Source organism: Curtobacterium sp. MCLR17_055, assembly GCF_003234305.1.
Taxonomy (GTDB): domain Bacteria; phylum Actinomycetota; class Actinomycetes; order Actinomycetales; family Microbacteriaceae; genus Curtobacterium; species Curtobacterium flaccumfaciens.
Map to the genome: position 1 here is coordinate 69,960 of NZ_QKSX01000014.1, position 18,300 is coordinate 88,259.

Annotated in this window: 15 protein-coding genes; 6 read left to right on the forward strand and 9 right to left on the reverse strand. The window is 70.5% G+C overall.

The genetic code is table 11. The features are described from left to right. Window positions 1–13 precede the first annotated feature (13 nt). The 4 genes from DEJ09_RS13115 to DEJ09_RS13130 all read right to left on the reverse strand — a co-directional run bounded on the left by DEJ09_RS13115 (window position 14) and on the right by DEJ09_RS13130 (window position 4,382). Window positions 14–862, reverse strand: a complete 849-nt coding sequence (locus tag DEJ09_RS13115) for a carbohydrate ABC transporter permease (RefSeq protein WP_027464448.1) — start codon at window positions 860–862, stop codon at window positions 14–16. Next, a complete protein-coding gene (locus DEJ09_RS13120; protein ID WP_171907805.1) occupies window positions 862–1,830 on the reverse strand; it encodes a carbohydrate ABC transporter permease in 969 nt (322 codons plus the stop codon). The genes DEJ09_RS13115 and DEJ09_RS13120 overlap by 1 nt, the downstream gene beginning before the upstream one ends. Then, on the reverse strand, window positions 1,827–3,146 hold the full coding sequence (locus DEJ09_RS13125; RefSeq protein ID WP_111088878.1) for an ABC transporter substrate-binding protein: 1,320 nt from the start codon (window positions 3,144–3,146) through the stop codon (window positions 1,827–1,829). The genes DEJ09_RS13120 and DEJ09_RS13125 overlap by 4 nt, the downstream gene beginning before the upstream one ends. A 219-nt stretch (window positions 3,147–3,365) precedes the next feature. Then, a complete protein-coding gene (locus tag DEJ09_RS13130) occupies window positions 3,366–4,382 on the reverse strand; it encodes a LacI family DNA-binding transcriptional regulator (protein ID WP_258373898.1) in 1,017 nt (338 codons plus the stop codon). Window positions 4,383–4,583: 201 nt separating this feature from the next. On the opposite strand from DEJ09_RS13130, the gene DEJ09_RS13135 reads away from it, so the two are divergent. The 5 genes from DEJ09_RS13135 to DEJ09_RS13155 are packed head-to-tail and all read left to right on the forward strand — an operon-like array spanning window position 4,584 to window position 9,645. After that, entirely contained in the window at window positions 4,584–5,819 is a 1,236-nt protein-coding gene (locus tag DEJ09_RS13135) for an ABC transporter substrate-binding protein (protein WP_071405204.1), read from the forward strand. A gap of 2 nt (window positions 5,820–5,821) precedes the next feature. Next, complete coding sequence (locus tag DEJ09_RS13140) at window positions 5,822–6,787, forward strand: carbohydrate ABC transporter permease (RefSeq protein WP_027464443.1); 966 nt, start codon at window positions 5,822–5,824, stop codon at window positions 6,785–6,787. Beyond that, complete coding sequence (locus DEJ09_RS13145) at window positions 6,780–7,667, forward strand: carbohydrate ABC transporter permease (protein ID WP_111039974.1); 888 nt, start codon at window positions 6,780–6,782, stop codon at window positions 7,665–7,667. Before DEJ09_RS13140 ends, DEJ09_RS13145 begins: the two co-directional genes overlap by 8 nt. Window positions 7,668–7,699: 32 nt before the next feature. Continuing rightward, window positions 7,700–8,545 carry a ThuA domain-containing protein gene (locus DEJ09_RS13150; protein ID WP_111088879.1) on the forward strand — a complete coding sequence of 282 codons (846 nt, stop codon included), beginning with the start codon at window positions 7,700–7,702 and terminating at the stop codon, window positions 8,543–8,545. Beyond that, window positions 8,542–9,645 carry a Gfo/Idh/MocA family protein gene (locus DEJ09_RS13155; RefSeq protein ID WP_111088880.1) on the forward strand — a complete coding sequence of 368 codons (1,104 nt, stop codon included), beginning with the start codon at window positions 8,542–8,544 and terminating at the stop codon, window positions 9,643–9,645. The genes DEJ09_RS13150 and DEJ09_RS13155 overlap by 4 nt, the downstream gene beginning before the upstream one ends. Before the next feature lie 139 nt (window positions 9,646–9,784). On the opposite strand, the gene opgC is transcribed toward DEJ09_RS13155, so the two are convergent. The 4 genes from opgC to DEJ09_RS13175 all read right to left on the reverse strand — a co-directional run bounded on the left by opgC (window position 9,785) and on the right by DEJ09_RS13175 (window position 15,726). After that, the gene (opgC, locus tag DEJ09_RS13160; RefSeq protein ID WP_146245723.1) at window positions 9,785–12,274 is read right to left on the reverse strand and encodes an OpgC domain-containing protein; all 2,490 of its coding nucleotides are present in this window, start codon (window positions 12,272–12,274) and stop codon (window positions 9,785–9,787) included. Continuing rightward, a complete protein-coding gene (locus DEJ09_RS13165) occupies window positions 12,271–12,681 on the reverse strand; it encodes an ATP-binding protein (protein ID WP_111047424.1) in 411 nt (136 codons plus the stop codon). The genes opgC and DEJ09_RS13165 overlap by 4 nt, the downstream gene beginning before the upstream one ends. After that, on the reverse strand, window positions 12,678–14,750 hold the full coding sequence (locus DEJ09_RS13170) for a glycosyltransferase (protein WP_258373899.1): 2,073 nt from the start codon (window positions 14,748–14,750) through the stop codon (window positions 12,678–12,680). The genes DEJ09_RS13165 and DEJ09_RS13170 overlap by 4 nt, the downstream gene beginning before the upstream one ends. Window positions 14,751–14,940: 190 nt before the next feature. Continuing rightward, a complete protein-coding gene (locus DEJ09_RS13175) occupies window positions 14,941–15,726 on the reverse strand; it encodes a TetR/AcrR family transcriptional regulator (protein WP_111088882.1) in 786 nt (261 codons plus the stop codon). Window positions 15,727–15,848: 122 nt separating this feature from the next. Between DEJ09_RS13175 and DEJ09_RS13180 the strand changes: the two genes are divergently transcribed. Then, window positions 15,849–16,772 (forward strand): NAD-dependent epimerase/dehydratase family protein, encoded by a 924-nt coding sequence (locus DEJ09_RS13180; RefSeq protein WP_258373900.1) that lies wholly within the window; start codon window positions 15,849–15,851, stop codon window positions 16,770–16,772. A gap of 107 nt (window positions 16,773–16,879) precedes the next feature. Here DEJ09_RS13180 and DEJ09_RS13185 read toward each other — a convergent pair whose 3' ends face one another. Then, window positions 16,880–18,214, reverse strand: coding sequence for a fibronectin type III domain-containing protein (locus DEJ09_RS13185; protein ID WP_181433363.1), 1,335 nt, complete (start codon window positions 18,212–18,214; stop codon window positions 16,880–16,882). Window positions 18,215–18,300 lie beyond the last annotated feature (86 nt).

An 18,300-nucleotide genomic window follows, 5' to 3' on the forward strand; every position in this document is an offset into this window, starting at 1 on the left:
TGCCGGACACCCGTCACCCCTTGACGGCTCCGGAGGTCAGACCGGACACGATCGAGCGGCGGAACACCAGCACCAGGATGACGATCGGCACCGTCGCAGCGACGCTCGCGGCGAAGATCTGCGCGAACGGCACCGTGAACTGCGTCCCGAAGAGCGCGATGCCGACCGGGATCGTCCGGAACGAGTTCTCGCTGTTGAACGTCAGGGCCATCAGGAACTCGCTCCACGAGGCCGTGAAGGTGAAGACGCCGACCGTGAACAGGCCCGGCTTCGCCATCGGCAGGATCACCGACAGCACGGTCCGCCACGCCCCGGCCCCGTCGATCTCGGACGCCTCCTCGATCGTCGACGGGATCCCCTGCAAGTAGTTCCGCATGATCCAGATGGCGAACGGCAGGTTGAACGCCACGTACGGCACGATCAGACCCGGGTACGAGTTGAGCAGCCCGAGGTTGCGCTCGAGCAGGTACAGCGGCGTCAGCACCGCGATCGCCGGGAACACCGACAGCATGAGCAGCGAGGTCATGATCGCCGTCCGTCCCCGGATGAACCGGCCGGCCAGGGCGTACCCGGCGAGGAACGCCAGCGCGAGCACGATCACCGTGGTCGACACCGACACGATGACGCTGTTCACCATGTACTGGCCGAGCGCGTTGTCGCGGAAGGCCACCACGAAGTTGTCGAAGGTGAACGACTGCGGCCAGACGGTGGGCGGCGACTGCCCGATCTCGGACGCCGGCTTGAGCGACGTCGTGACGAGCCAGTAGAGCGGCAGCGCGGTGAGCACCGCGATGACGACACCGCTGACGTTGACGGTGTTGACCCACTTGCGCCAACCCTTGCGCACGCGTTGACGGGGCATCAGTCGTCCCCTCCCTTCGCCTGGTTCCGGAACGCCCGGAGGAACAGCAGACACCCCGCCGCGACGATGACCGCGGTGGAGGTCGCGATCGCCGCGCCCGGTCCGATGTTGATGTCCTGGAAGAGCACCTTGTAGCCCATGATCGCGAGGGACTGGGTGGCGGTGCCCGGGCCGCCGTTCGTCAGCACGAACGGCAGGTCGAAGACCCCGAACGCCTGCAGGATGCGGAACAGCACCGCGATCGTCAGGGTCGGGGTGAGCTGCGGCAGCACCACGCGCCAGAACGTCTGCCAGGTGCTCGCGCCGTCGAGCTCGGCGGCCTCGTAGTGGTCCTCCGAGATCTGCACGAGCCCGGCGAGCAGGATGATCGCGACGAACGGCGTCGTCTTCCAGATGTCCGCCACCATCAGCCCGGTGATCGCGGGCACCGGTTCGCCGAGGATCACCGGGGCGTCCCCGAACAACCCGAAGAACCACGTCGCGACGCCGTAGGTGCTGTCGTAGATGTACTTCCACAGCTGCGCGTTGACGATGGTCACGAGCGACCACGGGATGAGCATGAGCGCGAGCATCCAGCCGCGGGTGGCCCCGAGCCGCTCGAGCACCAGTGCGACGAGCATGCCGAGCACCAGCTCGACCGACACCGTCACCACCGTGTAGAGCACCGTGAAGCCCAGCGCCCGGTACCAGTCGGCGCTCTGCAGCAGGGCCGCGTAGTTGTCGAACCCGAACGACTGGATCGTGAAGCCCTCGTAGCCGACCTCGACGTCCGCGAAGCTCAGGACGACCGAGTACACGACCGGGAAGATCGTCACCGCCGCGACCACCAGGAGCGCCGGTGCCGCGAAGCCCCACGCGCCCCGCGAGCGGATGCGGTCGAGACGTGACCGCCCCGTCGGCCGGGGCGGCGGATCGACGCGACCCGTGCCTCCAGGCCGTGCCGGTCGTGTCGCCGTGCCGGCGCTCACAGCGCTGCTCCCTGCAGGGCGAGCGAGATGGCGGAGGCCATCGCGCTGGTGCCGCCGTCGACGGACGCCTGCCCGCCGAGGATGCTGTTGCCGTTCTGGTAGACGCCCTGCGAGACCTTCGGGTAGTAGGCCGTCGAGGTCGGGCGGGGCACGAGCGTGATGCCCGCCGCCGTGTCGTAGGTCGGGCGCTCCTGCCGCTTCGCGTCCGCACTGACGAGGCTCGCCGACCGGGCCGGCAGGACCCCGCCCTCGCGGGTCAGGAACTGCTGCGCTGTCTCGCTCGACATCCAGCGCGCGAAGGTCAGTGCCGCCGCGGGTTCCTGGGTGTGCGGGTTGATGTAGTTCCCCCACCCACCGATCGTCGAGTGGTGCTCGTCCATGCCGTCGAACGTAGGTCGCGCGGCGAGCCCCTCCTTGCCGGCGACCTGGCTGTCCGGGCCGTTCGCGATCCCCCACGCGTACGACCAGTTGCGGAGGAACGCCGCGCGGCCGCCGGAGAAGGCGTCGTTGGTGTCCTGCTCCTGGTATGTCAGGGTGGCCCGTGGCGACGCTCCCGACGTGACCAGCGACCGCATGAACTCGAACGCGCGCTTGGTCTCGGAACTCGTCGTCTCGGGCTTCGTGAGGTCGTCGTTGAGCAGCGACCCACCCGCGTCGGCGACGAACTCGGTGACGTTGCAGGTCAGTCCCTCGTACACGTCGCCCTGGAACGCGAACCCGTACGACACGTCGCCGGTGTCGACGAGCTTCGCGGCGGTCTCGCGCACTTCCTCCCACGACCCCGGCACCTGCAGGGAGTGCTTCGCGAGCAGGTCCTTCCGGTACAGGAAGAACGACTCGTCGATGTAGAGCGGGAACATGTAGTACGTGCCGTCGACACTCGCCGCGAGCCGGAGCCCCTCGGGGAACTGGTCGAAGAAGTCCTCGCCGACGAGCTGGTTCACGGGGGTCGCGAGCTTGTTCTTCGCGAACTGCCCGGGCCAGGCGACATCACCCAGGTAGACGTCCGGCGTGCTGCTGCCGGCCGCGATCTGGGTCGTCAGGCTGGTGCGGTTCGTGTCGGTGTCGCTCGGGGCACTGACGATCCGGACGCGGATGTTCGGGTGCTCCTTCTGGAACTCCGCGATCAGCCTTCGCCGCAGGTCACCGCCGTCCTTCGAGGCGACCTGGCCGGCCCACCAGCTGATCGTCGCCTCGCCCTCGGGCGGTTCGGTGGGCCAGTCCTCGACCCGCGTGCGCTCGGGTCGGGTGGAGCAGCCGGCGAGCAGCAGCACCCCCGCTCCCCCGAGCATGAACGTCCTCCGGTCGATTGCCATCCGTCCTCCTCGACGTGTGGTGCTGCGAACCTGTACGTCCACACAACCAGGCGGAGCCTGGTCTGTCCGCCAGGCGGCGGCGAGTGGTGCCGCGCTTTCGCGGTGGACGACAGTTCACGTGTTCGTGGCCCTGCGAACTGTCGCTCAGCCCGAAACGTGGGAACGGGCGGCCTGGAGGCGCGTGGCGGGGCCGACCCGCGCCTCCAGGCCGGCAGGGGGTCAGGCGGGGGCGGGGGCCGTCGAGTCGGCCAGGTGCAGGGCGCACGGGATGAGCGTGTGGGTGCGCTCGGTGCTGCCGCCCTCGAGGCGGTCGACCAGCGACTCGACCGCCAGGCGGCCGAGCGCCGGGCCGGGGGCGTTCAGCGTCGTGAGCACCGGTTCGGTCGCGGCGCCGGCGCCGTCGGAGGACACGATCGCGATGACCGAGACGTCCTCGGGGACCCGCCGACCGCCGGCCCGCAACCCGCTGACGAGCCCGAAGTTCGAGTCGTCCTTCATGATGATCGCGGCCGTGACGTCAGGGTCGTGCGCCAGCAGGTCCGCCGCCGCACGACGACCGCCCTCGGCCGAGGCGCCGGCGGCGACCACGGTGCCGGTCAGGCCGCGGCGCTCGATGCCGGCGTGGAACGCCGCCTCGGAGCGGACCTTCGGCCCGTAGTCGGCCATGGTGGTGCCGTCGAGGTCCTCGACCACGAGCCCGATCCGACGGTGCCCGAGCCCGGTGAGGTGGTCGAGGGCGTCCTCGACCGTGCGCTCGAAGTCGATGTCGACGTACGAGATGCCCGAGGGGTCGGCGGTGCGGCCGATCGCGACGAACGGGACCTCGAGCTCGGTGAGACGGGCGATCCGGGGGTCGTGCATCGTGACCTCCATCACCACGACCCCGTCGGCGAGACCGCCGGAGATGAGTTCCTGCACGTCGTCCGCCGTCGTCACCGCCGGCCAGAGCACCAGGTGGTACCCGAGCTCGGAGGCGCGGCTCGCGGCACTCGTGAAGAACTGCAGCGCGGTCTGACCGAGCCGGTGCTCGAGCACCGGGAACACGAGCGCGAGGATCCGGGTGCGGCGCGATGCCAGTGCCCGGGCGACCACGTTGTTCCGGTAGCCGAGCTCCCGCATCGCCGCCGTGACCCGGGCACGGGTGTCGGCGGACACGCGCTTGTTGCCGTTCACGACGAAGGACACCGTCGCGATCGAGACGCCCGCCCGGTCGGCGACCTGCTGCATCGTCGCCATGCCGCTCCCTCACCCTGTTGCGCTCACTGTAGCGGGGGCGGTGTCCGAAAAAGTTCGTCTAAGCGCTTTACCATCTAACCGCTTCGATGCTAGCTTCGACCCCACTCGGGACGCGACGGAGCGGTTCTGGTCCGGTCGTCCCCGATCCACGAGCGACACGTTCGACTCGTGTCCGGCAACCATCCAGAGAAGAGCGAAGCAATGAAGCCTCGACACCGCAGGATCGCCCCGGTCCTCAGCGCGGTCGCCATGCTGGCGACCGTCCCCCTCGTCCTCGCCGGCTGTTCCGGCGGCTCGTCCGCGAGCTCCGGCGGCAAGGTGGACTCCATCACCGTGCTCGACTACTACAACCAGGGCAACGACAAGAAGGTCATCGGCGAGTACCTCGACAAGTGCGGGGCCGAGAACGACGTCACCATCAAGCGCAGCCTGGTGCCCGGCTCGTCGCTCATCCAGAAGGTCCTGCAGCAGGCGTCGTCGAAGACCCTGCCGGACGTCCTGATGCTCGACAACCCGGATCTGCAGCAGATCGCCGAGACCGGTGCGCTGTCGCCGCTGTCCGACTACGACATCTCGACCGACGGCTACGCCAAGGGCGTGCTGCAGGCCGGGACCTACGAGGACAAGGTCTACGGCCTCGCCCCCACCGTGAACACCATCGCGCTCTTCTACAACAAGAAGGTGCTGTCCGAGGCCGGTGTCACCCCGCCGAAGACGTGGGACGAGCTGCAGTCCGCCGCGGCGAAGCTGACCAAGGGCGACCAGTACGGGTTCGCCGTCGACGCCAACGCCACCTACGAGGGCACCTGGCAGTTCCTGCCGTTCATGTGGTCGAACGGCGGCGACGAGAAGGACATCGCGACCCCGGAGACCGAGGAAGCGCTGTCGCTCTGGAAGGGCCTGGTCGACGACGGCTCGATGTCGAAGAGCGTCGTGAACTGGACCCAGGCCGACGTGAACGACCAGTTCATGGCCGGCAAGGCCGCGATGATGATCAACGGCCCGTGGCAGATCCCCGGTCTGAAGGAGTCGAAGGTCGACTACGGGATCGCTCAGATCCCCGTGCAGTCCGCCAGCGACAAGGCCGTGGCCCCGCTCGGTGGCGAGGTCTGGACCGTCCCGAACACCGGTGACAAGGCGAAGCAGGCCGTCGCGGCGAAGATCGTCGACTGCATGAACAGCGACGCGAACCAGCTCGCGATGGCGAAGCTGCGGTACACGATCCCCTCGAAGACCGACGTCGCCCAGCAGTTCGGCAAGGACGTCCCCGAGGAGCAGGTGTTCGTCGACCTCGTCGCCGACGCCCGTGCCCGCACCGGCGAGCTCGGTGCCGACTGGCCCAAGGCCGCGACGAAGATCTACACGGCCGTGCAGTCGGCGCTGACCGGGCAGGACTCCCCGGCCGACGCCCTGCAGAACGCGCAGTCGAGCAACTGAGCATGACGAGCACCGCGACCCCCGTCGCCCCACGGCGGGCCGCCGGGAACGGAGCACCCGCTCCGTCCCGGCGGCCCCGCCCGGGCCGCTCGCTGCGCTTCGAACGGATCGCGCAGCTGCTGTTCCTGCTGCCGGCCGTCCTGTTCCTGCTGCTGTTCTTCGGCTACCCGGTGGTCAAGAACATCGTCATGAGCTTCCAGGCGTACACGACGTCGACGTTCTACACGGGCGAGGCGCCGTGGGTCGGCCTGGCGAACTACGCCTCGGTCGTGTCGTCCCAGCTGTTCGGCACGGCGATGCTCAACACGGCGCTGTTCACGATCGGGTCGATCGTCGGCCAGTTCGTCCTCGGCCTGCTGCTCGCCCTGTTCTTCCGACGGAACTTCCCGCTGTCCGGTCTCCTGCGCTCGCTGCTCCTGCTGCCCTGGCTGCTGCCGCTCATCGTCTCGAGTGCGGTCTGGAAGTGGATGCTCGACCAGGACTCGGGCGTCGTCAACCAGTTCCTCGGCACCTTCGGCATCCCGTCGGTCCCGTGGCTGACGAGTCCCGCCGTGGCGCTCATCACCGTCATCGCGGTGAACATCTGGATCGGGATCCCGTTCAACACCACGATCCTGTACGGCGGTCTGCAGGACATCCCCACCGAGCTGTACGAGGCCGCGGCACTCGACGGCGCGACCGGGTGGAAGGCCTTCTGGGCGATCACCTGGCCGATGCTCCGCCCCGTCGTGAGCGTCACGCTCGTGCTCGGCGTCGTCTACACGATCAAGGTGCTCGACATCATCCTCGGGTTGACGAACGGCGGGCCGGCGAACGCCACCCAGACCATCGCGACCCAGTCCTACGACCTGTCGTTCAAGCAGTTCGACTTCGGGCAGGGCGCCGCGCTGAGCAACATCCTCATCGTGATCTCCGCCCTGTTCGCGATCGTCTACCTCCGCCTCAACAGGAAGGCCGTCGATGACTGACGCAGCGTCCACCACCGACGTCCTCCGGACCCGCGCGGTGGTCACCCGCGGCACCCGGCGACCCGTCCGTCCCACGAGCGCGAAGCAGTGGGTGTTGTCCGGCGTCGGGATCCTGATCCTCGCCGTGATGCTGTTCCCCGTCTACTGGATGATCAACATCTCGCTGCAGCCGGCCGGCTCTGCGATCGAGGCCGCCTGGTTCCCGATCAACGCGCAGCTCGGCGGTTACGCGCAGGCCATCGCCGACCAGGGCGGCGCCCTGGTCACGAGCCTGGTGATCGCCCTGGGCAGCGTCGTCGTCAGCCTGCTCATCGCGACGCCGGCGTCCTACGCGCTCGCCCAGTTCAAGGTCAAGGGCATCAACGCGGTGCTGTTCGGCATCCTCATCTCGCAGATGATCCCGGGCATCGTCGTCGCGAACGCCCTGTACGCCGCGTACAACGACCTCGGCCTGCTCAACACCGTGCCGGGGCTGATCCTGGCCGACAGCACCGCCGGCGTACCCTTCGCGATCCTGATCATGCGGGCGTTCATGCAGAACATCCCGCCGTCGATCATCGAGGCCGCCAAGGTCGACGGTGCCGGCAACTTCCGGGCCTTCCGCTCGGTCGTCGTGCCGATCAGCGCCAACGCCCTGATCACCGCCGGGCTGTTCACGTTCCTGTTCACCTGGAGCGACTTCCTGTTCGCCCTGACCCTCACCACCACCGAGGACGTCCGGCCGATCACGCTCGGCATCTACAACTACATCGGCACCTTCACCGCCGACTGGTCGACCGTCATGGCCGCCGCGGTGATGGCCTCGATCCCTGCCATCGTGCTGCTGCTCGTGGCGCAGAAGTTCATCGCCGCCGGGGCCACCGGCGGCGCAGTCAAGTGACCGGGTCCCACCACCCCCGAAAGGCACACACCATGACCAGCACCCCGCTCCGCATCACCGTCTGGGGCGAGAACGTCCACGAACAGGTCGAGCAGCACGTCGCCGAGCGGTACCCCGACGGCATGCACGGTGCGATCGCGGACGGCATCCGCGAGCACCTGCCCGAGGCCGTCGTCCGGACCGCCACCATGCAGGAGCCCGAGCACGGCCTCACCGACGAGGTCCTCGCGAACACCGACGTCCTCACCTGGTGGGGGCACGCCGCACACCAGGACGTCGACGACGCCGTGGTCGACCGGGTGCACAAGCACGTGCTCTCCGGCATGGGGCTGCTCGTCCTGCACTCCGGCCACTGGTCGAAGATCTTCGGCAAGCTGATGGGCACCACCTGCACCCTCCGCTGGCGCAGCGAGCACGACCAGGAGCTCGTCTGGACCGTCAACCCGCAGCACCCGATCACCCGCGGGGTGCCGAACCCGATCGTCATCCCCGAGCAGGAGATGTACGGCGAGTACTTCGACGTCCCGACCCCCGACGAGCTCGTGTTCATCTCGGGCTTCACGGGCGGCGAGGTGTTCCGGAGCGGCATGACCTACCGCCGCGGCCTCGGGAAGATCTTCTACTTCTCCCCCGGTGACCAGGACTTCCCCGTCTACCACCACCCGGACGTCCGCCGCGTGATCGCGAACGGCGCCGAGTGGGCCCGGCCCGAGCGGGAACGGGAGATCCCGACGCTCCGCCGCTACGACCTGGGCGAGTACTTCGACGGGCAGCACTACCGCGGCCCGTTCGACGACGCCGAGCCCGAGACCGCCGAGCCGGCGGCCAGCGAGCCGGCGGCCGAGCAGGCAGCCGAGCGCGACGGGGCGCAGGCGTGAGCCCGCTCCGCGTCCTGCAGGTCGGCGCCGGCGGGATGGGACGGGCCTGGCTCGCCACCGTCGCCGCCGCCCCCGAGGTCGAGCTGGTCGGCATCGTCGACCTCGACCTCGACGCCGCCCGCGCCGGGGCCGAGCACGCCGGCGACCCGTCGATCCCGGTCGGCACGGACCTGACCGTGCTGGCCGCCGAGACCGGTGCCGAGGCCGTCCTCGACATCACCGTGCCGGTCGCGCACCACCCGGTCACGCTGCAGGCGCTCCGGGCCGGGCTCCCCGTGCTCGGCGAGAAGCCAGCAGCGCAGACCGTCGCCGAGGCGCTGTCGCTCGCCGCCGCCGCCGAGGCCACGGGCAAGCTGTTCATGGTGTCGCAGTCCCGCCGCTACAACGACCAGCTCGTCGCGTTCCGGCAGCACGTCCGCGACCTCGGTGCCGTGGGCGGGCTGAGCACCCGGTTCGCGAAGGCGCCGCACTTCGGTGGGTTCCGCGAGGAGATGGACGACGTCCTGCTGCTCGACATGGCCATCCACGCCTTCGACTCCGCCCGGTACGTGCTCGAACGCGACCCGGTGTCGGTGTACTGCGAGTCGTGGAACCCGTCGTGGTCCTGGTACCGGGGCGACGCGGCCGCGGCAGCCGTCTTCACGTTCGAGGACGACGTCCGCTACGTCTACGACGGCTCGTGGTGCGCGCCGGGTGCCGAGACCTCGTGGAACGGCGACTGGCGTGCCTCCGGAGCGGCCGGCACGGCGCTCTGGGACGGCGACCACGACCCGTCGAGCGACCTCGACGGCACTCCCGGTTCCCCTGCCGCTGCGCCGTCGGTCGGGCACGAGATCGCCGGGTCGCTGGCGTCCTTCGTCCGGGCGGTCCGCTCCGGCGAGGTGCCGGACGGCGAGGTGCACGGCAACGTGATGAGCCTGACCATGGTCGATGCGGCCATCACGTCGGCGCGCAGCGGGCGCCGGGTCGTCATCGACGAGGTGCTCGAACAGGCGCACCGGGACGCCCTGGCCGCCGAGCAGGACGACGCGATCCGCGACCGCCTGGCCGGGTGGGAGTCGGTCCGCGGCGCCCTGCGCGAGCGCCTGCCCGCGTCCTGAGACGCGACCGCAGGACGGACGGGAGGCCCGTGGCGACGCCGCCACGGGCCTCCCGTCCGTCCGCCCTCGCTTCGTGAGCAGGAATGGTCGGGTCCGCACGTCGGACCCGACCATTCCTGCTCACCATCCGTGCGCGCGGTCAGCGCGGGATGACCGAGAACAGGAACTTCTTGCGGACCATGTACCAGGCCAGCAGGATCAGCGCCGTGTGCACCACGAACCCGATCCAGAAGTCGCCCCACGGCACACCGGGGATCGACGCGATCGCCAGGGCGAAGAACACCTGCCAGACGAACACGTACAGGCTCGCCTGCCCGAGCGGGATCCAGAGCCAGCCGATGGCGGCGGCGATGGGCTTCCAGAACACCGTGAGGATCGCGTACGACACGACCGCGAAGAACGCGATGTCCACCAGGCGGCCCCACTGCAGGTCCACCCGCTGGTACGCCGTGTTGTACAGGGACTCGTACATCGTCGCCGGGAACGGCACCGGGGTGAACCCGAAGTGGTCGCCGGCCCACACGTAGACCAGGAACGCCGCGTACCCGCCGACGGCGACGCCGACCAGGACCTTGCCGAGACGCCCCGTGAGCGCGCCGACGATCTGCCGCCGGTAGTACCCGAGCACGAGCCCGTGGGTGAACACCACCTGCCAGGTGAACAGGGGGAACACCGCCTCGAACTGTGAGTTCAGCGGACGGAAGTCCGGGTTGAGCGCCTGGAACACGTAGAGCGCCCAGCTGGCGGCGAGGAGCGCCCACCAGAACCCGCGGCGGATCACCCAGATCAACGCCGGGATGAACAGGCTCAGCACCACGAACAGGCCCATGATGTTGAACGGCCACGGCCCCATCTCGAGCAGCAGGAACTGCCGGATCGCGTACCAGGGCGGCGGGTAGGCGAGCAGCTGCATCGCGTTCGGGTACAGGTCGTAGACCCGGCCCTCGGCATCGACGCCGCCGGTGCCCGTGCCGCGGTCGGTGAACGTGGTGATGGCGTCGGTGTTCAGGAACGGGACGAAGCTCAGCGCGAAGACCACCAGGATCACCACGAGCGTGACGACGTACTGCTTGCGCGCGCGCTTCCACGCCCCGATCGCGGCCGCCCACTCGCCGAACTTCTTCACGGCGAACGGGTACGTCATGCCGAGGACCATGCCGGACAGGAACACGAACATCTCGGCGCCGGTGATCGCCCCGACGGCGTGCAGCGTGAGGTACGAGTACGGCCCGCCGATCTCGATGTGGGTGATCACCACCGCGAGGATGATGAACCCACGGAACAGGTCGAGGCGCAGGTCACGGCCGGGCTTGCCGTCGTCGGGGTAGCGCCAGCTCGGCAGGAGCCGTCCGAACACCCCGCTCAGCAGGAACACGATCGCCAGGCCGGCGGCCAGCCAGACGATCCACGCCATCTGGTCGCCGCCGGTCTCGTACTCCTGGGAGATCGCGGCGTTGCCCTGCTGCACGGTCACGCGGTCGGTGACCGGGCCGAAGGCGAAGTCACCGGACCGCTCGAGATCGGCGCGGAAGGCCTCCGCGACGTCCGGGTCCGCGGTGAGCCGCCAGTCGGCCACGCGGTTGCCGGCCTCGGGCTCGCGTCGCTCCGCCTCGAGCACGGTCATGCCCCGGATCAGCGGGCGCTCCTGCACGGCCGCGAGCACCTGCCGCCACCAGCTCCGCTTGACCTGGAGCTCGGTGTCGCCCTGCAGCTCACGGTTGTACAGGGCACCGGTGTCGAGCAGCATCGGACGGTCGTCGGCCGCCGCGAACCGGTCGTAGAACGTGCCCGACTGCGGCTGGTCGTAACCCCAGTCCTCGTCGAACCGCGACTCGACCTCACCGCTGCGGGTGAGCGGCACGGCGCGACCTGCGGCTTCGGTCGGGTCGCCCTTGCCGTACGAGAACATCGAGAGCCCGACCCAGTCGACGGCCTCGGCGCCCGGCCAGTACGGCCCGTACGGGTCGTCGGCACCGGTGAGCTGTCCGTCGCCGTTCGTGTCCGCCTTCGCGACGTCGACCGGGGACAGGTTCCGCAGCCGCCCGGCGGACTCGCCGAACGGGTAGCCGGCACCGTACCCCGGCGACCAGACCATGAGCGCGTCCGACGTGCCCGCGTGCACGGTCGTCCCGAGCGCCCGGAACGCCCGGACGAACTCCGTCGGCTGCTGGCCCCAGCGGACCCACGTGCCGTTCATCTGCGGTGCGAACCGGACGAGTACCTGGGTGTCGTACTGGTCGTGCAGGTCCTCGAACACGGTGTTGACGGCACGGGTGTCCGCGGTGTCGAGCGACCGCAGTTCGCGGTCGGGTTCGAGGCTCACGACGAGCACCGCGCCCTGGGTCGCCGCCGCACGCGCCGAGCGGAGGAGCTCCTGCTTCGCCGTGCGGTCGAGCGGGTAGTCGACGGAGACCCCGTACATCGACGGCGTCGCGCCGAGCCGTCCCTCGTACCCCTCGGGCGAGTCACTGGCCCAGTCGAGGTCGGGGCCGAACCACGTCGACCCCTCGGCCGGCTGCACGGCGGCCGCTGGGTGCACGGACGCAGCCGACGCCGGCAGCGCACCACCGAGCAGGAGCGTGGCGATCGTGACGAGGAGGGCGACCGCGCGGACCACCGGCTGCTTCACCGGTCGCACGCAAGCGTCCAGACGTTGTGGCCGGGCTCGTGCCGGTGCTCGAGGCGGTCGAGGGCGGCGATCGCGAGGGCCAGACCGCGCCCGCTCTCCTGCTCGACGTCGGCCATGGTGACGGCACTCAGGTCGATGTCGACGGGCATCCCGTTGTCGGTCAGCACCGCGGTCAGGGCCTGGTCGGTGGCCTCGAGGCGCACGGAGTACCGGCGCCCGGTCCCCCGGTCGGCACGGACGGTGTGCTCGACGATGTTCGCGGCGACCTCGGCCAACGCGGTCTCGAGTGCGAACCGGAGCCGCACGTCGTCGATGCCCAGGCCGTCCCACCACGCGGCGAAGCGGTCCTGCACCTCGTCGAGGGAGTCGGGCGTCGCGGCGACCTCGAACGTGGTCTCGGTGCTCACAGGGGTCCTCCGGCGGTGCTCGACTCGTGTTCGGACTGGGCTGGGGTGGCCGGGCCGCGGTACCGGACGGCCCGGATCACGATGCTGAAGATGAACAGGTCGAAGACGACCCACGCGGTGTTCACGAGCGGTGCGATCCCCTCGGCCTGGCCGGTCAGGTAGCGGATGCCGATCATGACCAGGGCGGCGACCAGGGCACCCATGGCGTACAGCTGCGGCTTGACCAGGTCCCACCGCGGCTTCTGCTCGGTCTCGTCGCGCACCTTCGGGGTGACGCGGAACCCGAGCGGCTTGCCCCGGTAGACGTTCTGGAAGGCGCTGGTCACCGACTCGATCCAGACCGGGAACAGGGCGAGCGAGTACTGCTGCCCGCGCCAGGTCGGTCTGCCGGCGGCCACCACCCAGAACAGCAGCTGGTTGAACACCAGGAACGGGATGAGCCGGGCGAAGAAGTCGACGCTGTAGGCCTGCACCGGGATGACCCCGAACGACAGGCAGAGCACCGGGGCGGCGATGTAGACGATCGCTGCGAACCCCGACAGGTAGCTCCACATCGTCGAGAAGTACATGAGCCGCTGCCCCCACGACAGCCCCTTCTGCACCAGGGGGTTCTCGCGGAAGAACACCTGCATGGTGCCCTGCGCCCAGCGGAGTCGCTGCACGAGCATCGTCGGCAGGTCCTCGGGGGCCAGGCCCTTCGCCAGAATCTCGTCGTGGTACGCCGACTTCCAGCCGAGGCCGTGCAGGCGCATCGCCGTGGCCATGTCCTCGGTCACCGAGATCGTCGCCAGCGGCATGATCGGCTGCGCCTCGTCGTCGCGGTTGACGTCGAGGGCACGGGCGAGCACCGCGATGGACTCGATGGCAGCGACCGGTGAAGCCTCGCGCCGGCCGAGCACGTCGAGCGCGGCGTCGTCGAGACCGGCGAAGGTGTTGGCGTCGGTCGACATCGCCGCGAGCTCCTGCAGGTCGTTCCGCACGGACTCGAGGTCGGCGGCGGCGAACCGGAAGGCGATGGCGTCGATCCCCCGCTGGAACGCGTAGGTCACGTCACCGAGGGGCTCACCGGCGCGGACCTGTTCGCGCGCCTGGTCCACGACGGCCTCGGCGTCGTCGAGGGCGGCGAGCACGCGCGGGTCGGTCTCGGTCTCGCGGGAGCGGGCGAGGAGCTTACGCGAGGTCGCGAGGGTGCGCTGCACGGACGCCTCGACCTCGGCCACGTAGCGCGAGATGCCCAGCTGCATGAGCGCTTCGCGTCGCAGGATGGCGTTCGACCCGCAGAAGAACGCGGCGTTCCAGCCGTCCTTCGACTGCTGGATCGGACCGTAGAACAGCGGCGCCTGGCTGCCGAGGGGGTCGTCGTCCGGCACGTTCTCGAACCACTGTGGCGTCTGCACGAGCGCCATCTCCGGGTCCTTGAAGTAGCCGAGGGTGCGGTCGAGGATCGCCGGGTCGGGCACCTGGTCGGCGTCGAGGATGAGCAGGAACTCGCCCTGGGTCGCGAGCAGGGCGTTGTTGAGGTTGCCGGCCTTGGCGTGCCGGGGTCGGTCCACCCAGTCGGCACCGCGGGTGATGACGCCGATGCCGAGCGCGTCGGCCGCCGCACGCATCTCGGGGCGGTTGCCGTCGTCGAGGATCCAGGTGGTGTGCGGGTGCGTGATCGCCTTCGCGGCCCGGGCGGTGCGCTCGACCAGGTCGATCGGCTCGTTGTAGGTCGTGATGAAGACGTCGACGGTGACGTCGGTGGACGGCTTCGCCGGTGGTTCGCCGCGCTCCCGGAGCCGCCAGGCCCCGAGGGCGAAGAGCAGGGAGTCGATGACGCTGTAGGTCTCGGCGAGGATCAGCGGCACCGCGATCCACCACGAGTGCCAGTTCACCGAGGCCGCCCAGCGCCACACGATGTAGTTCACCCCGGCGAGGGACGCCAGGAGCGCCACCGTCCGCACGGTCACCAGGCGTCGGCGGGCGGTGCCGGTGGTCAGGCGGCGGCGGTCCTGTCGGCTGACGTCGAGCGCGGTCACCGGGTCGCCCCGTCCGTCGTGCCGCCGCACGTGCTGCGTCGCAAGCATGCCTCCTGATCAGCGCGGGCCCCGGCCGCGTCGCACACGCCCGAGTGTGGTTCCGGCCGGCAGCTGACCCGGGGGTCGGATGCCGGTCGTCCGCTCCGGTCATCGGGCACGACCTCGGCGTGACGACCTGTCTACCGCACGGGCGGGCGCTCTGTCAGGCTGCGCACCCGATCTGGGGACAGCACCCGCGTCAGAACGTGGCGGTGAACCCCAGGTCATCCGCCAGGCGCACGATGACCTGGTCGAAGTAGGCGGCCGGGTCGGACACGGAACCGACGAAGTGCCCGAAGAGCTCGAACGAGATCGTCCCGAACACCGTCGTCCAGGCCATCAGGGTGCGGACGAGGACCTCGTCGGGCAGGGTGATGCCGAACGAGCGCAGGGTGGCGACCCCGTCCGCGACGGCGGGACCGGCCACCCCGGGAGCCGCCGTGGGCGCGGTGGGTGATCCGGGCCTCCCGGCCGGCCCCGGCGTCGACGTGACGGACGAGCCCGCCGCACCGGACGCACCAGGCGCACCGGACGTACCGGGCGCACCGGAGCCGACGGCGTCCGCGACCACGCGCACCAGCGCCAGCGTCGTCCGCGACGCGGGCACGACGGTCTCGCGCGGCGCCGCGTAGCCCGGCACGGGCGAGCCGAACAGCAGCGCGAAGTCCCCCGGGTGCGCGATCGACCAGTCGCGGATCGCCCGGCACATCGCCACCCAGCGTGCACCGGGAGCCGGTCCGGCCGCGGCACCGGCGGCCTCGACCGCGGCGCCGAGTTCGTCGTAGTCGGTGATGAGCAGGGCCGTCAGCAGGTCGTCACGGCTCGGGAAGTACCGGTACACGGCCGACGAGACCATCCCGACGTCACGCGCGACGGCACGCAGGCTGAGGGCGGCCGGACCCTCGTCGGTCAGGCGGGTGCGCGCCGCGGTCAGGATGTCCGCGGTGACGGTCTGCCGTGCGAGTGCTCGGGCGGTGGGTGCCATCCGACGATCCTGGCACGAGAGAGCACCGCACACAAAGGAGAGCACTGCTCTTGCTTTTGCAACGGCGAACCGTCATGCTCGATTCCGAGAGCGGTGCTCTCGCAACCAGGAAGCAGGAGCCCATGCCCCACCACCTCATCGTCGGTGCCGGCCCCGTCGGCCGGCACGTCGCGGAGCTGTTGACCGTCCGGGGCGACCGCGTCACCGTCGTCTCCCGCTCCGGTCGCAGCACGGGCATCGCCGGTGTCGAGCACCTCGCGCTCGACGCCTCCGATGCCGACACCCTCTCCCGCGCCACCGAGGGAGCAGCCGCCCTCTACAACTGCGCGAACCCCGGCGACTACACGCAGTGGGAGCGCACCTGGCCCCCGCTCGCCGCAGCACTGCTCGCCGCGGCCGAACGGACCGGGGCGACCTACGCAATCACCGGGAACCTGTACCCGTACGGCCCGGTTGACGGGCCGATGCACGAGGGACTGCCGGACGCCGCCACAGACCACAAGGGGGTGCTCCGGGCGACGCTGTGGGCGGATGCCCTCGCCGCGCACGACGCCGGCCGTGTCCGGGCCGTCGAGGTCCGCGCCTCGGACTACCTCGGTCCCGGGATCGGCGCGAACGGGCACGTCACGCGCGTGCTGCCGGCGGCGCTGCGCGGACGGGCGGTGTCGATGGTCGGTCGCACGGACCTGCCGCACACCTTCACCGACGTGCTCGACGTCGCTCGGACCCTCGTCGCCGCTGCCGAGGACGAGAGCGCCCACGGCCGCACGTGGATGGTGCCGAGCAACGCGCCGCGGACGCAGCGCCAGGCCCTCACCGACGTCCTCGCGGCGGCGGGGAAGCCCGCGGTGCCGGTGCGCCGGATGCCCGCGGCCCTGTTCCGCGTCGGCGGGCTCGTGTCGCCGATGATGCGCGAGCTGGCCGACCTGACCTACCAGTGGACCGCGCCGTACGTGGTCGACGACCGCGAGAGCCGGGCGCGCTTCGGCATCGAACCGACCCCGTGGGACGAGGTGTGCCGCCGGACGGCCGCCGGCGCGGCCTGAACCACCGCCGCCGACACCGCCACCGCCACAACCCGCCGCCGCCGCCACACACGGAAGGGGGTGGGACGCGCCGTTGCGTCCCACCCCCTTCCGCCTCGCACCGCCGGTCAGATCACCAGCAGCCTCGAGTACTGCGCCGCGTCGAGCTGCTGCGCAGCTCCACCCGCGGCGGGGACCTTCCACAGCCCGACCGAGGGGCCACTGTCGACGGAGACGAACACGTCCCCGTCGGCCGAGGCGGCACCCAGGTGCTCGCCACGCGACCCGGCGGTCAGCCCGGTGACCGGCACGGTCGACGTCCCGCCGCTGCCCACCACGAGCTTGTCCGGGATGCCGCGGTCGATCGTGCACCCGCCCGGCCGGTACTCCGACGGGGCGGGGCAGAACTGGGCCGACTGCAGGAGCGAGAAGCCGTCGGCGTTCGCGGCGGCGTACTCGAACGCGTACCGCGGTTCGATCTGCGTCAGTTGGGTCGCCCCGGGCTTGAGCTGGTACCAGACCCACGACCCGGCGCCACCGGTCGATCGGATGTCGACGTAGACGTTGCCGTGCGAGTCGGCGAGCACGCCGGCGGGGTAGCCGACGATCGTGCCGGTCGGCCCGATGAACGTGCGGGGCGCGATGCCGGTGCCCTTGACGTACGGCTGGCTGACCGTTCCGCCGAGCACGACGACCTTGCCGTCCGGGGTGACCGTCCAGAAACGCTGATCGCTCCCGACGGCCTTGCCACCCAGGTCCAGCACGACCTTCGGGGTCGAGGTGCCGACGGACAGCTTCTGCACCGCACCGCTCACCGAGTCCACCCAGTACAGGTTGCCGTCGGCGTCGGAGCGCAGGTCCGGGGTCAGGTGCAGGCCGGACGCGATGATCGAGACCCCGCTGCCGTCGGCCGGGTCCCGCAGGATCTCGGTGCCGTCCGCCGACGGGGTGAACACGTCACCGTCGGCGTTCGCGGTGAAGCCTTCGCCGTCCGTCGCGACGACGGTCTCCGCACCGCTGCCGGAGTCCGCGAACCGCACGACGTCACCGTTGCCGTCGAGCGCGAACAGCGACTGCGTCGTCTCCGGCTCGGGCACCGACGGTGACGTCCAGCGCAGCGTGATCGTGCGTCCGGTCCCCCGGTGTCCGAGGGCACGGAGGGAGAACCGGTACGTGGTCGCGGGCGAGAGCTCGTCGAAGCGGTCGGAGCGGGCGCGCGGGTGGAGTCGGTCGACCTGGCGGTCGTGGCGGTTCGCGACTGCGGCGACCGCGACCTTCCAGCCCGTCACCTTCGCGCCGTGCTTCGGGCCGCGCCACGTCAGCGTGGCACTGTCCGCGTCGCCGGTGACGCGGACGGCGGTCGGTGCTCCCGGCACCGACGGAGAGGTGTGCGCCGTCGCCGGCACCGCACCTCCGAAGACGAGCGCCGCGGCGGCGACCGCGGTGATGAGTGCTCGGTACACGATGGTTCCCCTGCCTTCCCCGCGGCTCCCTGCGTCACGGCTCCACGTATCACAGCACCGCGCTGCCCCCAGGGGAACGCTTGCGG